Source organism: Streptomyces sp. NPDC002851, assembly GCF_053591935.1.
The window spans coordinates 1-14084 of sequence record NZ_JBSFUT010000026.1 but is presented as its reverse complement, the minus strand read 5'-3'; the positions used below and the strand labels follow the sequence as shown (position 1 = coordinate 14084).

Below are 14084 nucleotides of genomic sequence, written 5' to 3'. Positions count from 1 at the left end.
CAGAACCGTTGCTGCACAACCCGTTGACCCCGCACCGACTGGTCGGTACGTTCCGCGAGCGTGTCGATATGCGGCTAACGCCGCGTGGCACGGCACCACCCCCCACACGTCCCCGTCCCCACGGACCCTCGGAGTGTGCACGCGTATGGACACCGCACCGGTCCCCCCGTCCACCACCACCCCCGCCCCGGCCGAAAACCACCGCCGCCGCGTCGCCACCGCGGCCGCCCTCGCCTCGGCCGTCGAGTGGTACGACTACTTCGTCTTCGGCATCGCCGCCGCCCTCGTCCTCGGCGACCTCTACTTCCCCGCGGGCAGCCCCTCCGCCGGCGTCCTCGCCGCCTTCGCGACCTTCGCCGTCGGCTTCCTCGCCCGCCCCCTCGGCGGCATCATCGCCGGTCACCTCGGCGACAAGCGCGGCCGCAAGCCCATGCTGGTCCTGGCCCTGACCACGATGGGCCTGGCCACCACGGGCATCGGCCTGCTCCCGACGTACGAGACGATCGGCATCGCCGCCCCGCTGCTGCTCGTCATCCTGCGCGTCTTTCAGGGCCTGGCCGTCGGCGCCCAGTGGGGCGGCGCGATGCTCATGGCCACCGAGTACGCCCCGGAGGGCAAGCGCGGCCTCTACGGCAGCCTGGTCCAACTCGGCGTCCCCATCGGCGTGGTCACGGCCAACGCCGTGTTCCTGATCGCCGGGGCGTTCACCAGCGACTCCGCCTTCGCGTCCTGGGGCTGGCGACTGCCGTTCGTGGTCGGGCTGCTCGTGCTCGGCCTCGCCTGGTACATCCACACCAAGGTCGAGGAGACCCCCGAGTTCAAGGCGGCCGAACGGGCCCTCGCCGAGCGGGAGAAGAGCGAGGGCGAGCGCCGCTCGCCGCTGCGCACCGTGCTCCGCGAGCACCTCGGCACGGTGTTCCTCGCGGGCGGTTCCTTCGCCGTGAACACCGCGACCTTCTACATCATCATCACCGGCGTCCTCGACTACACCACCCGCGAACTCGGCATGCAGCGCAGCTCGGTCCTGACCGTCTCGCTCTGCATCAGCCTCACCCAGCTCGCCCTCATCCCGCTCGCGGCCGCGCTCTCCGACCGCATCGGACGGATCCGGATCTACGCGTTCGGGGCGGTCGGGCTCGCGCTGTGGGCGATACCGATGTTCCTGCTCATCGACACCGCCTCACTGCTGTGGCTGGCCGTCGGAACCTTCGTCACCAGCTGCTTCCTGAGCATCATGTACGGGCCCCAAGCCGCCCTGTTCGCCGAGCTGTTCACCGCCGAGATGCGCTACACCGGCGCCTCGCTCGGCTACCAGATCGCGGCGGTGTTCGGCGGCGGGCTCGCGCCGTTCGTGATGGTGCTGCTCCTTGAGGCCACCGGCACGTCGATGGCCGTATCGGCGTACCTCATCCTGCTCGCGGTGATCGCGCTGATCAGCATCCGCATCCTGGCCAGACGGGCCGCCACTCGCTGACCCGCGGGGCCTGGAGGACACGTTTCCTCGACAGGGTGAGCGAGCCACTGCGGCATTGAGATCGAGGGCCGGGGGCCCGCGCGCCTCGGCTACGTCAAGGACGGGTCGGCTATCGGCTCAGTCCAGGACGGCGAGGTGGTCCGCGGCGCCCCCGTGCCACTCGATCAGGAAGAGGGTCGCATCGTCACTGGTACTCCCGCCTCGTTCCACCATCAGTGTGCAGGAGAGCGCACGCACCATTGCCCGCACTCCCTTCTCTTTCCGCCCGACGCGGTTGACCCAGTGGATGAGCTGTTCCTCGCCGAACTGCTCTTGGCCGGCTTCGTGCTCCTCGATCAGGCCGTCGGTGAAGCACAGGACCCGATCGCCACGCTGTAGTGTCTGCTCGCTGACCTGGGGTTCTTCACCTCCGAGGCCGACCGGCAAGGTGGTCGGGCTCTCGAGTTGCCGCAGGACCTGGCGGTTGCGGATCAGCAGCGGTGCGGGGTGACCCGCGTTGACCCACTGCAGGTGACCCGTTGCGATGTTCAGGCGCATCATCTGCGCGGTCACGAAGTGTTCGGGGCCGAACTGCTCGGCGATGGCCCGATCCATGAACGTGTAGATCTCGGGCAGACCGATACCGGCACGTCTGGAGTGCCGGTAGGCGCCGATGGCGACCGTGGCCATCGTGGCGGCGTTCAGGCCGTGGCCCATGGCATCAACCACGGCCACATGCAGGATGTCGTCGTTCAGCGCGTAGTCGAAGCTGTCCCCGGCGACGCTGTAGGCGGGCTCCAGGATCCCGGCCACGGAGACCTGCGGTACGGACATCGCCAGCGGCGGTAGCAAGGACCACTGGATTTCCGCAGCCACGCTCATGGGTTCACGGCGCCGGGCGAGGAAGAACTGGTCGGTATAGCTGTGCTTGGTGACCAGCATGTCGGCGATCAAACCGGTGAGCCTGCGCAGCAGGCGCCGGTCGTCGTCATCGACGGTCTCCAGAGTGAGGGCCAACACCCCCACCTGGTCACTGCCGTCCAGCAACGGCAGATACATCCGGACACCGTCGGCCTGCGGTACCTCGACGGTGGTCGCCTCCAGGAAGGCTGTACCGGCGGGGGAATCACCGATCGGCTCGGGCCCGCCGACGGCCAGCCGTCTGCCCGGCAGCGGCACCAGCAGCAGCTGTGCGTAGTCCTGCAGGAGGATCGAGATGTCCCGGCCACCGACCCTGGCCACCTCTTCCGCGATCAGCGGAGCGATCAGCTGAGGCGGCATCTCGTGTGCCCGGTCGAGCAGCACCCCAAGGAGCCGCTCACCGAACCCCTCCGACCGGTCCACCGCGTCCCTACCGGGCTGCCGATCACCCTCCGCCATAGCCGTGCCCTTTCAGCTCACCGGCCTGATTGCGCCAGCCCCTCCCGAGAGGGTGGTCTCCCCTCAGTGGGTCACAGGGGAGCCTCGTGCTGGGGTGTTGCTCGGCCGCCACACTCGCCAGGACCCGCTGGTTCCCTGCCGTCCGCCGACGGTGCGCAACGGCCCCGGCGTATACACACCGGGGCCGCCCTTCCGGGCCGGTTGCACGTGAGAGTGCACCGGTCCACTGACCATGCTATGCCTGTGTCGCTTATCCGGCAGAAGGGATCTTTTGTCGGATTTCTGCCCTTATGTCGTATTTCTGTCCTTGATCGGGAAGGGCCCGTGCCGCGTCAGCCGCGTTCCTCCTCCTCGGCCTCCATGAGCCGGATTCCCTCGTGGGTCAGAGTGACCATCGCGGGCGTATTGCCGGCTGCCCAGTCGACCGCGATCAGGCCCTCGCCCACCAGATACGTGCAGGCCGCAGCCAGGTCCTCCTCGTGGATACCGAGGTCATCGCGCAGTTGGGCCCCGGCGACGCCCAGTAGGCGGTTGCCTTCGGTGGCCTCGTACAGCGCCCGGAGGACCTTCGTGCGGTAAGTCTTGCGTTCGCGCAGTGTCGCCATCGGTGCCGCCCTCTCTTCGCGGTGTCCGGGCGTACCCTCGGCCGACCGCCGGCGCTTCCGGCTGCGGCCGCCGCGCAGCGGCAGGACACCGCTGTAGCGGAAGGCCGCGATCCTTTGGTCGTGCTGGGCATTGAGCAGGTCGATCAGCAGAACTCCCAGGGCGATCATGGCGAGGATCACCGCAGTGGTGATGACGGTCTCCACTGTCCTCACCTCTCCTGGGCGGAGGTCGGGAGCCCGATCGGGTGCTTGAGCTGCGGGGCCCCGCCCGGAGCGGGCAACTCCTGCGAAGTGCTCCCGGTCTCTTCACACTACTCCGGTGCACGGGCCCGCCCGCCCTCGCGACCAGCGCTTTCGGAGTACGGTGAAGCCCTGGAACAGCTCGCTGCGGCAGCCACGGCGGTTCTGCCACGGACTACCCAGTGAAGATGCCGAGCCCCGTCGAGGGAATGCACCATGGCCGACTCCGACACCCCGCATCCCGCCAGGCTCCTGCCGGAAACGATCCACCAGGCCGTGAAGCCCGGGACAGCGCTTCTGAGGCTGGAGACGACACGGCTTCGCGAGGGAATCCTCGATGGCGCGTGGTGGCCGCGATCCCGTGACATCGCCGCCGAACTACCCGGTCTGATCACCGCGTTGAGCCGGCATCTCGGCCCGATCACCCGCGTCGGACTGGACGCGAGTGCCTGGGAGGGACTGCCGAAGCGACTGATCGTCGACGACCAGGTTGTGCACCTCGACTCCTTCCCGGTCGGTGACGACACCGTCCTCGTCACCCGGGGCGACGAGGATCATTTCTCCCTGCTTGTCGTCCCCCCGCAGGCGACGCCGGACGCGGCACGCGCCGCGATGGCCCAGGCCGTACGAGCCGACAACATCACCCAAGCCGAGCAGATCCTCATCCACACCGGCACCGACCCCGCACGCCGGGGTCCCGCGGAACGCGGACAGACGGACGAGCGACGCGGCGATGCGACCTGACGCAGCAGGAACTCGGTGGGTGCTCAGGGCATCGCGGCCGTCGGGCGGGCGTTCGTGTGCCACGGTCGATACGGTCACCGCGCGGACGCGCGACGCGCGGGTTCCCGGATAGCCTGGAAGGGCAACAGCTGCCGGTCTCGCTGCCGGTCTCGGCGGGCTCTGATTCCCGTGGTGACGGCTCGCACCGGCTGGGTGAACGGCTCAGGAGGGCAGGCCATGATCCAGGCAGCCGATATCCGTGAGTGGCGCAACCACAACGTCGTCGACCCGAAGGGCCACAAGATCGGCGTGCTCGAAGCGATCTATGTGGACACCACCACCGACGAACCGGCCGTGGCCACGGTCCGGACCGGACTCCCCACCCGTCACCGCCTGGCCTTCGTCCCCCTGGACGACGCGATCCTCGGGCCGGACTATCTCAAGGTCTCCCACGCCAGGGCGGTCGTGAAGAAGGCGCCTTCGGTCGGTATGGACGACGTCCTGCCCGCCGAGGCGGAGGAAGCGGTCTTCCGGCACTACGACATGACCTACGAGCCGGGAGCAGGCGGCGAACGGCAACTCGCACGCCGCTGACCGCCGCCCGCGCCCAGTCCCAAGGAGGCGTTCGCGTGATGGCTCTCTTCCTGTTCCTCGCACTGGTGGCCGTCGTGCTGGGGTTCATCGGCGCGTTGGTAGAAGGTCTGGGCTACCTGCTGATCATCGGCATCGCGCTCCTGGTGGTCGACCTGGTCTTCATCGCCGTGCGCTGGTCCCGACGTACGGGGCGGCGCCCCATCCGATAGCGCCGGCGGAGGAAGCTCAGGCCTCGGCCCCGGCCGGGCCGAGGCCCCGGTACTGCACCTCGAGCCCATCGAGCAGCGCCCGCAACCCCGTCTCGAAGGCCCGCTCGTCGACCTTCTCCTGGCGGTCCGCGAGCAAGTGCGCCTGCCCCAGGTGCGGATAGTCCGCCGGGTCGTACGCCGTCTCGTCGCCCGGAAAGCCGCCCGCGAACGAGCCGAGCGCCGAGCCCATCACGAAGTACCGCATCAGGGCGCCGATCGAGGTCGCCTGCGCGGGCGGCCACCCCGCCGCCGTCATCGCCCCGAACACCGCGTCCGCGACCCGCAGTCCGGCAGGGCGGCGGCCGGGCCCGCGCGCGAGCACCGGCACGAGGTGCGGGTGCTCGGCGAGGGCCGCGCGGTAGGAGACGGCCCAGTCGTGCAGCGCGGTCCGCCACGGCCGCCCGTCCTCGAACATCGACAGGTCGACCCGGGCGCTCACCGAGTCCGCGACCGCCTCCAGGATCTCGTCCTTCGTGCGGAAGTGGTTGTAGAGCGAGGGTCCGCTCACGCCCAGCTCGGCGGCGAGCCGCCGCGTGGACACGGCCGAGAGGCCCTCCGCGTCCACGAGTGCGAGGGCCGTGTCGACGATCCGGTCTCGGCTGAGGAGGGGCTTGCGCGGTCGGGCCATGCGGCTCATAGTAGGGCCTGCGAACAGAAAACTAGCAGTGATAATTAAGTTGGCCGCCGAGCGGTAATTCCAGCGGCAACCAAGTGGCAACCAAGCGGTTTTTAAAGGCGGGTGGCGCGGGCGTGAACCTGGAACTGAGCGAGGAGCAGAACGCGGTCCGGCAGCTCGCCGAGGAATTCGTACGGCGCGAGATCAAGCCCCACGTCATCGAGTGGGACCGCACCGAGAGCGTGGACCGCGGGATCGTCAAGAAGCTCGGCAAGCTCGGCTTCCTCGGCCTGACCATCGACGAGGAGTACGGCGGATCCGGCGGCGACCACCTCGCGTACTGCCTGGTCACCGAGGAACTGGGCCGCGGCGACTCCTCCGTGCGCGGCATCGTCTCGGTCTCGCTCGGCCTGGTCGCCAAGACCATCGCCGCCTGGGGCAGCGAAGAGCAGAAGCGGCAGTGGCTGCCCGGCCTCACCTCCGGCGCGTACGTCGGCTGCTTCGGGCTCACCGAGCCGGGCACCGGCTCCGACGCGGGCAACCTCGCCACCAAGGCCGTACGGGACGGCGATACGTACGTCATCAACGGCACCAAGATGTTCATCACGAACGGGACTTGGGCCGACGTGGTGCTCCTCTTCGCCCGCACCGACGACACCCCTGGCCACCGCGGCGTCTCCGCCTTCCTCGTCCCCACCGACACCTCCGGCCTCACCCGGCGCACCGTTCACGGCAAGCTGGGCCTGCGCGGCCAGGCCACCGCCGAGCTGGTCCTCGAAGACGTCCGGGTGCCCGCGAGCGCGCTGCTGGCGCCCGAGGGCAAGGGCTTCTCGGTCGCCATGTCGGCGCTCGCCAAGGGCCGGATGTCGGTGGCCGCGGGCTGCGTCGGCATCGCGCAGGCCGCCCTCGACGCGGCGGTCACGTACGCGGGCGAGCGCGAGCAGTTCGGCCGTACCATCGCCCATCACCAGCTGATCCAGGAGCTGATCAGCGACATCGCCGTGGACGTGGACGCGGCCCGCCTGCTCACCTGGCGGGTGGCGGACCTGATCGACCGCGGCGAGCCGTTCGCCACGGAGTCCTCCAAGGCCAAGCTGTTCGCCTCGGAGGCCGCGGTCCGCGCCGCCAACAACGCCCTCCAGGTCTTCGGCGGCTACGGCTACATCGACGAGTACCCGGCGGGCAAACTCCTGCGCGACGCCCGCGTGATGACCCTCTACGAGGGCACGAGCCAGATCCAGAAGCTGGTCATCGGGCGGGCGCTGACGGGCGTATCGGCGTTCTGAGTACCTATCTGAGTACCTCGGCGGATACGGAAGTCGGGGCGCGCGGCCATCCTGTCGGGCATGACTGATGAGCCGATCAAGCCACAGAACACGGCCGCCTATTACGGCATGGCCGTCGCATCCTTCAGCGTCTCCCTGGTCGCGGTGGCCGTGGCCATTCTCTACATGGACGTCGATGTCTGGGTGCGCGCCTTCCTGGGCATCGGCCTCCTCTACCTCGTCACCTCCTCCTTCACGCTGTCCAAGGTCATCAGGGACCGGCAGGAGGTCGGGCAGATCTACAGCCGAGTCGACCAGGCCCGCCTGGAGAAGATCCTCACGGACCATGACCCGTACAAGACGCCCTGACGCGTTCGGGGCCTAAGCGCTTGCTCACCCCAGGATGTATGGTGTTCGTCCTCGGACTGGGAAAGGGCGAGTGATGAGCACGGCGGAGCAGACCGGCGGTGAGGAACAGCCGTGGGGCGAGGTGGCCCCGGACGCGGCCAGGCGGCTGCTCGTGGCGGCCGTCGAGGCCTTCGCCGAGCGCGGCTACCACGCGACCACCACGCGGGACATCGCGGGCCGCGCCGGTATGAGCCCGGCCGCGCTCTACATCCACTACAAGACCAAGGAAGAGCTGCTCCACCGGATCAGCACCCTCGGCCACGCCAAGGCGCTCGCCATCCTGCGGGCCGCCGCCGACGGCGAGGGCACCGCCACCGAGCGGCTCGCCACGGCCGTACGCTCCTTCGTCGTCTGGCACGCCGGGCACCACACCACCGCGCGCGTGGTGCAGTACGAGCTGGACGCGCTCGGCGAGGAGCACCGCGCCGAGGTCGTCCAGCTGCGCCGCAAGTGCGACGCGGCGGTGCGCCGGATCCTGGAAGACGGCGTCAGGGCGGGCGAGTTCGACGTCCCGGACGTACCCGGCGCCACCCTGGCCGTGCTCTCCCTCTGCATCGACGTGGCCCGCTGGTTCAACGCGGCGGGGCGCCGCACGCCGGACGAGGTCGGCGCGTCCTACGCCGACCTCGTGCTGCGCATGGTGGGGGCGCGCCGGTAGTCCGCCCCCTCCCGGGTCCCGGGTTCTCAGAAGTAGAAGCGGGACACCGACTCCGCCACACAGGCGGGCTTGTCGCTGCCCTCGCGCTCCACGGTGACGGCGGTGGTGAGCTGCACCCCACCGTCGGACGTTTCGGCGACTTCCTTCAGTACTCCAGTGGCCCGCACCCGGGAGCCCACCGGAACGGGAGAAGGGAAACGCACCTTATTGGTGCCGTAGTTGACGCCCATCTTCACGTTGTCGACCCGCATGACCTGGGGCACCAGGGCGGGCAGCAGTGAGAGCGTCAGATAGCCGTGCGCGATGGTCGTACCGAAGGGACCCTGCGCGGCCTTCTCCGGGTCCACGTGGATCCACTGGTGGTCCCCGGTCGCCTCGGCGAACAGGTCGATCCGCTTCTGGTCGATCTCCAGCCAGTCACTGGTGCCCAGCTGCTCCCCGACGGCCGCCCGGAGCTCCTCGGCCGACGTGAAGGTCCTCGGCTCTGCCATGTCCCTGCCTCCCGACTCTTCCCTGCACTGAGATATCTAAGCGCTTGCTCAGGATGGTGTCCCGGGTGGCCGGTGTCAACGGACCGGGGCGTCGCTCAGTTCGTGCGGGGTGCGGACATCGCAGCCGCCACCAGCTCAGCATTGGACCCCGCCGCCCGCCCGTCCGGCAGGACGAGCACATCCTCGGCCCCGATCCGCGTAGCAAGACCGAGCCGTCGTGCAAGGCGCAACACGGGCCAGGCGCCACCCTCCTCCCCGTGCAACAGCACAGGCCGCCCGCGCACAGCCCCGCCGGGCTCCGCCCCCAACTCCGCAAGAAGCGCGTGCGCCGCAGCCTCCGCAGCCCGGGCCCCGTGCTCCGTCACCTCCACCAACACCCGCCCCACCCGCGCGGCAAGAGGCGACGCGAGAAAGCGCCGAGCCCCATCCGTCCCCGACCACACACCCGCATCGACCGCCACACCCCGCTCCAGGAGCGCTGCGGCGACCAACTCCGCGCCGGGCTCATGCCAGTTGACGGAGGCGTGGTCGGGCAGCACCGTCCACGACCGCACCCGCTCCACGCGCTCCCGCGCATCGGGCTCCGCCCAGGCGCACGTGGTCACGCCTACGGGGACCGTGACCCGGGAACGTATCGCTTCGAGGGTGGCCGTAACCGCCCGAGCCGAGAGAGTGTCCCGCCCGCAGGGGGTCTTGGGATGGACGTGTACGTCCGTCGCTCCCGCGGCGACCGCGGCCGCCGCGGCATCCGCCGCGTCCCCCGGGGACATCGGTACGAGCGCACCGTCGCCCGCACCGCGGGCACCGTTCAGACAGACCTGCACCATGCAACTGATGCTAGGAGGAAGGTCGATGAGCATCGCCGTGTGTTCCCTGCTGTGGGACGCCTCGCACGACGGACAGCAGAAAATCACGTACGACAACGACGGTTACCACCTGGTGCGCTTCCCCTACGGGGACGGCCGGGAGTCGTACGACCCATGGAAGATGCACGACCCATCGCACGGCGGGGACAACCAGTCGCAGTACCCGGACGCCCGCTCCGGACTGATATGGCCGAGCCACGACGGTTGGGGGCTGCTCTCGGCGCTCGTCTTCTGGCAGGGCGACGCCACGCCCACCGAGTACCGTGCGCGGTTCGTACGGCATCCGCTCACCGACGGGTACGACTCGACGGCGACCACCGACTATCCGCCCACGGGCGGCGGGCAGTACCGCCAGTACCACTGGCAGATGTATGTGCACAAGGGCACGCCGCTCGGCTTCAAGATCTCGGCACGAAGAAGCGGTACCGGGGTTGCGACGCCGATCACGCACGCCCAGTTCAAGCTCACCATCCACACGGACGTGCTCCTGCCGTGAGGTCCGCCCGTGGCAATACGGGGGTGCGGCAGCGCCGGCGCACCCCCGCCGTGTTCACGCCGGGGTGAGGTCCCGGCACAGTCGGGCCCGGGTGAGGGCGCGGGGCGCGAGCACGGGCTGCGGGACGACGATGCCGCAGCCCGTGCAGACCGGGCCCGCGCCCGGCTCGTGCGCCAGGCCGTGCCGCCAGACGATCGCGGACGAGGAGCAGACCGGGCACTCCTCGCCGGGCTCCCGCTCCAGGGCCGAGATCAGCCGACGCAGGACCTCGGCGAGCGGCTCCGTCGGGTGGGTGTGCGGGTCGTCGCACCAGGCCACGCCGTGGCCGCCCCAGGTGAGTCGGTGCCAGTCGTCCATGCTGCCGGGGCGGCGCAGGCCGTCGTGCTTCTCCTGTTTGCGGCGGGACGCGAACTCCGCCTCGTACGCGAGCCAGACCGCCCGCGCCTCTTCCAACTCGTCGAGCGCGGCCGTGAGCCGGGCCGGATCGGGGGAGCGGTCCTCGGGTCCGAACCCGGCGCGGGCGCACAGGTGGTCCCAGGTCGCGCGGTGCCCGTAGGGGGCGAACCGCTCCAGACATTTGCGCAGCGAATACCGCCGCAGCGCCAGGTCGTTGTGCGGGTCCCGCACCTGTCTCGCAAGGCTCCGGAAACCGGCCATGGCAACGCACCTCCGTGCCGTGTACTTGCGTGTCCTGCTTGTACTTCGGACCTCGGCGTCCGCGAAGAGACGTCGGCCTATAGACGTACCGACCCGCGATCCGGCTCCCTTTCGGTGCCATTCGTTTTCCGATGGCTGCCATACGCGAGGTTGCGGGGAGTCCACCACATGGGGCGTGCGCTCCGCGTAAGTCCTCTCTGTGACTGCCGGAACTCTCTGTGACTGTCGCACGGGCCGCGGTGCTTCAGGCGCCGCACGCATCCGGCATGCCCCACGCGTGTGGTGATTCAGAAAGGTGACGGTTGTTCATCTTCAGTACCGGCTCTACCGCCGGTAACCTCCCGGCCACCACCGACCCCCGGGAGGAGCAGGAATGCGACGGCGCATCCCCCGCACCGCACCCCGCAGCACCCGCAGAGCCACCGGCGTCCTCGTCGCCGCCGCGGCCCTGCTCGCCGGGCTGCTTGTGCCTCAGCAGGCCGCTACGGCCGCTACGGCCGCCACGGCCGCGACCGCCGCCGAGCCGGACAGGCCGGAGGACTACTGCGGCAAGCAGTGCGTCGACATCCTGCCGCCCGGCGCGAACGGCTCCGCGACGCTCGCCGAGATCCTCGGCCACCGCGTGTTCGGTACCAAACCCGCTCACAGCGACGACCAGTTGGGCCCCTACGACGCCCTCTCCTCCGGATACGGCAAGGTCACCGACGCCACCCTCACGGACTTCTTCCGGGACGCGTCCTTCGGGGTGCCGGACGACCAGGTCGACTCCGTCACCCGCCCGCACCCCGACGTGACGATCACCCGGGACAAGCAGAACGGTGTCCCGCACATCAAGGGCACCACCCGCTACGGCACCGAGTTCGGCGCGGGCTACGCCGCCGGGCAGGACCGGCTCTGGCTGATCGACCTGTTCCGGCACATCGGCCGCGGCGAGCTCACCTCCTTCGCGGGCGGCGCGCTCGCCAACCAGGGCCTGGAGCAGCAGTTCTGGCCCATGGCGCCGTACTCGGAAGAGGATCTGGAGCGCCAGGTCGAGTGGATACGGGAACACAACGGCGCCCGCGGCGAACAGGCCATGAAGGACGCCCAGGCCTACGTCGACGGCCTCAACGCCTACCGCGAACAGGCCCACAAGGGACGCTACTTCCCCGGCGAGTACGTCCTCACCGGCAAGATCGACGCGGTCACCAACAGCGGCGAGATCAAGCCGTTCAAGCTCACCGACCTGATCGCGCTCGCCTCGGTCGTCGGCGGCCTCTTCGGCAACGGAGGCGGCGGCGAGGTCGAGGCCGCGCTCTCCCTGCTTCAGGCGCAACAGAAGTACGGCGTGGAAAAGGGCACCAAGATCTGGGAGTCCTTCCGGCAGCGGAACGACCCGGAGACCGTCCAGACCATCCACGACGGCTCCAGCTTCCCGTACGCGGGCAAGCCCAAGAACCCGCGCGGCGGCGCACTGCCGGACCCGGGCACGGTCGAGCGCGAACAACTCGTCTACGACCGCACCGGATCCGCCGCCACAGAAGAAGGGAAGGAACCGGCGAAGGACCCGGTCGAGGCGCCCGAGAAGCTGAAGAAGCTCCAGGGCCTCTACGACGACGGTGTACTGCCCGAGGACACCTTCGCCACTGGCAGCGCCGCCGAGGGCAAGGGCATGTCCAACGCCCTGCTCGTCTCCGGCAAGCACACGGCCAGCGGAAACCCGATCGCCGTCTTCGGGCCGCAGACCGGCTACTTCGCGCCCCAGCTCCTGATGATGCAGGAGCTCCAGGGCCCTGGCATCAGCGCCCGCGGCGTCTCCTTCGCCGGGGTCGGCATGTACATCCAGCTCGGCCGCGGCCAGGACTACTCGTGGAGCGCCACCTCCGCCTCGCAGGACATCACCGACACGTACGCCGTCGAACTCTGCGAGCCGGACGGCCGGGCACCCACCAAGAAGTCGAACCACTACCGCTACCGCGGCGACTGCCTGCCCCTGGAGAAGCTCGAGAAGAAGAACGCCTGGAAGCCGACGCTCGCCGACTCCACGGCCGAAGGCTCGTACCGGATGCAGGTGTTCCGCACCAAGTACGGCATCGTCACGCACCGCGCGACCGTCGACGGCAAGCCCGTCGCGTACACCTCGCTGCGCTCCACCTACCGGCACGAGGCCGACTCGATCATCGGCTTCCAGATGTTCAACGACCCGTCGTACGTCAAGGACGCCGGGTCCTTCATGCGGGCCGCCGACCACATCGGCTACGCCTTCAACTGGTTCTACGCCGACTCGCGCGACATCGCGTACTACAACAGCGGTCTCAACCCGGAGCGCGCCGAGGGCGTCGACCCGGCCTTCCCGGTCCGGGCCGAAGCGGCGTACGAATGGCGGGACTTCGACCCCGCCGACAACACCTCGGCCTATACGCCGCCCGCCGAGCACCCGCAGTCCGTGAACCAGGACTACTACATCTCCTGGAACAACAAGCAGGCCGACGACTACAGCGCCGCCGGCTTCGGTCACGGCGCCGTCCACCGCGGCGACCTGCTCGACGGCCGGGTCAAGAAGCTCGTCGAGGACGGCGGCGTCACCCGCGCCTCGCTCACCCGGGCCATGGCCGAGGCGGGCGTCACCGACCTGCGCGGCGAACAGGTCCTGCCGGAACTGCTCAAGGTGCTGCGCAGCAAGCCGGTCACGGACCCGGAACTCGCCAGGGCCGTACAGCAGTTGGAGGCCTGGCAGAAGGCGGGCGCGCAGCGCAACCAGACCGCGGCGGGCAGCAAGACGTACGCACACCCGGACGCCGTCCGGATCATGGACGCCTGGTGGCCCCTCCTCGTAGAGGCGGAGTTCAAGCCGGGCCTGGGCGCCGGACTGTACGACGCGCTCAAGGGGCAGCTCGCGATCGACGAGGCGCCGTCAGCGGGCCACGGTCCGACCGGCGGGCACGCGGGCTCCGCCTTCCAGTACGGCTGGTGGGGCTTTGTCGACAAGGACCTGCGCGCGGTCCTGGGCGAGCCGGTCGAGGGCGGGCTCGGCGCCACGTACTGCGGCGGCGGCGACCTGGACGCCTGCCGGGACGCGCTCCTCGACACCCTCGCGAAGGCGGCCGCGGAACCGGCGTCGGAGGTCTACCCCGGCGACGACAACTGCGCCGCGGGCGACCAGTGGTGCGCGGACGCGATCATCCACCGCGCGGTCGGCGGCATCACGCACCAGCCGATCCAGTGGCAGAACCGGCCGACGTACCAGCAGGTGGTGGAGTTCCCGCGGCACCGGTGAGCAAATCAAGCCCCCTCCGGCGTTTCAAATCAAGCCCCTCCGGCGTTTGAGGAGCGGGGGTGCAGGGGGCAGAGCCCCCAGCGTACGGGAAGGGGCGGGGCCGGGGAGAAGGCCCCCGGTCCGGGCCG

General features: G+C 69.8%; 15 protein-coding genes. 9 read left to right on the top strand and 6 right to left on the bottom strand.

Annotation, left to right across the window (positions count from 1 at the left end; genetic code table 11):
* Positions 1-145: 145 nt before the first annotated feature.
* Entirely contained in the window at positions 146-1474 is a 1329-nt protein-coding gene (locus tag ACWD10_RS25115; RefSeq protein WP_451094660.1) for an MFS transporter, read from the top strand.
* Positions 1475-1591: 117 nt separating this feature from the next.
* On the opposite strand, the gene ACWD10_RS25110 is transcribed toward ACWD10_RS25115, so the two are convergent.
* Together ACWD10_RS25110 and ACWD10_RS25105 are read right to left on the bottom strand one after the other, a co-directional pair.
* Complete coding sequence (locus tag ACWD10_RS25110; RefSeq protein WP_451094658.1) at positions 1592-2833, bottom strand: PP2C family protein-serine/threonine phosphatase; 1242 nt, start codon at positions 2831-2833, stop codon at positions 1592-1594.
* A 332-nt stretch (positions 2834-3165) separates the two neighbouring features.
* Positions 3166-3438: a hypothetical protein gene (locus tag ACWD10_RS25105; RefSeq protein WP_451094826.1), complete on the bottom strand. Its 273-nt coding sequence runs from the start codon at positions 3436-3438 to the stop codon at positions 3166-3168.
* A gap of 456 nt (positions 3439-3894) precedes the next feature.
* On the opposite strand from ACWD10_RS25105, the gene ACWD10_RS25100 reads away from it, so the two are divergent.
* The 3 genes from ACWD10_RS25100 (at position 3895) to ACWD10_RS25090 (ending at position 5204) form a co-directional block, all read left to right on the top strand.
* Entirely contained in the window at positions 3895-4422 is a 528-nt protein-coding gene (locus ACWD10_RS25100) for a DUF5994 family protein (RefSeq protein ID WP_451094656.1), read from the top strand.
* A gap of 216 nt (positions 4423-4638) precedes the next feature.
* On the top strand, positions 4639-4995 hold the full coding sequence (locus tag ACWD10_RS25095; RefSeq protein ID WP_451094654.1) for a PRC-barrel domain-containing protein: 357 nt from the start codon (positions 4639-4641) through the stop codon (positions 4993-4995).
* Positions 4996-5033: 38 nt separating this feature from the next.
* The gene (locus ACWD10_RS25090) at positions 5034-5204 is read left to right on the top strand and encodes a hypothetical protein (RefSeq protein ID WP_451094652.1); all 171 of its coding nucleotides are present in this window, start codon (positions 5034-5036) and stop codon (positions 5202-5204) included.
* A gap of 16 nt (positions 5205-5220) precedes the next feature.
* Here ACWD10_RS25090 and ACWD10_RS25085 read toward each other — a convergent pair whose 3' ends face one another.
* Positions 5221-5871 (bottom strand): TetR/AcrR family transcriptional regulator, encoded by a 651-nt coding sequence (locus tag ACWD10_RS25085; protein WP_451094650.1) that lies wholly within the window; start codon positions 5869-5871, stop codon positions 5221-5223.
* Between the two features lie 122 nt (positions 5872-5993).
* Here ACWD10_RS25085 and ACWD10_RS25080 point away from each other — a divergent pair, with 122 nt between their 5' ends.
* The 3 genes from ACWD10_RS25080 to ACWD10_RS25070 all read left to right on the top strand — a co-directional run bounded on the left by ACWD10_RS25080 (position 5994) and on the right by ACWD10_RS25070 (position 8190).
* Complete coding sequence (locus ACWD10_RS25080; RefSeq protein WP_451094824.1) at positions 5994-7145, top strand: acyl-CoA dehydrogenase family protein; 1152 nt, start codon at positions 5994-5996, stop codon at positions 7143-7145.
* A gap of 60 nt (positions 7146-7205) precedes the next feature.
* Positions 7206-7493 carry a YiaA/YiaB family inner membrane protein gene (locus ACWD10_RS25075; protein WP_451094648.1) on the top strand — a complete coding sequence of 96 codons (288 nt, stop codon included), beginning with the start codon at positions 7206-7208 and terminating at the stop codon, positions 7491-7493.
* A 73-nt stretch (positions 7494-7566) separates the two neighbouring features.
* Positions 7567-8190: a TetR/AcrR family transcriptional regulator gene (locus tag ACWD10_RS25070; protein WP_451094646.1), complete on the top strand. Its 624-nt coding sequence runs from the start codon at positions 7567-7569 to the stop codon at positions 8188-8190.
* A gap of 26 nt (positions 8191-8216) precedes the next feature.
* Here ACWD10_RS25070 and ACWD10_RS25065 read toward each other — a convergent pair whose 3' ends face one another.
* A complete protein-coding gene (locus ACWD10_RS25065) occupies positions 8217-8681 on the bottom strand; it encodes a MaoC family dehydratase (protein ID WP_451094644.1) in 465 nt (154 codons plus the stop codon).
* Positions 8682-8776: 95 nt separating this feature from the next.
* On the bottom strand, positions 8777-9508 hold the full coding sequence (locus ACWD10_RS25060) for a 3-keto-5-aminohexanoate cleavage protein (protein WP_451094643.1): 732 nt from the start codon (positions 9506-9508) through the stop codon (positions 8777-8779).
* A gap of 25 nt (positions 9509-9533) precedes the next feature.
* Between ACWD10_RS25060 and ACWD10_RS25055 the strand changes: the two genes are divergently transcribed.
* Positions 9534-10043, top strand: a complete 510-nt coding sequence (locus ACWD10_RS25055) for a hypothetical protein (RefSeq protein ID WP_451094641.1) — start codon at positions 9534-9536, stop codon at positions 10041-10043.
* A gap of 54 nt (positions 10044-10097) precedes the next feature.
* Here ACWD10_RS25055 and ACWD10_RS25050 read toward each other — a convergent pair whose 3' ends face one another.
* Complete coding sequence (locus ACWD10_RS25050) at positions 10098-10700, bottom strand: hypothetical protein (RefSeq protein ID WP_451094639.1); 603 nt, start codon at positions 10698-10700, stop codon at positions 10098-10100.
* Positions 10701-11073: 373 nt separating this feature from the next.
* Between ACWD10_RS25050 and ACWD10_RS25045 the strand changes: the two genes are divergently transcribed.
* A complete protein-coding gene (locus ACWD10_RS25045) occupies positions 11074-13956 on the top strand; it encodes a penicillin acylase family protein (protein WP_451094637.1) in 2883 nt (960 codons plus the stop codon).
* Positions 13957-14084: the final 128 nt, after the last annotated feature.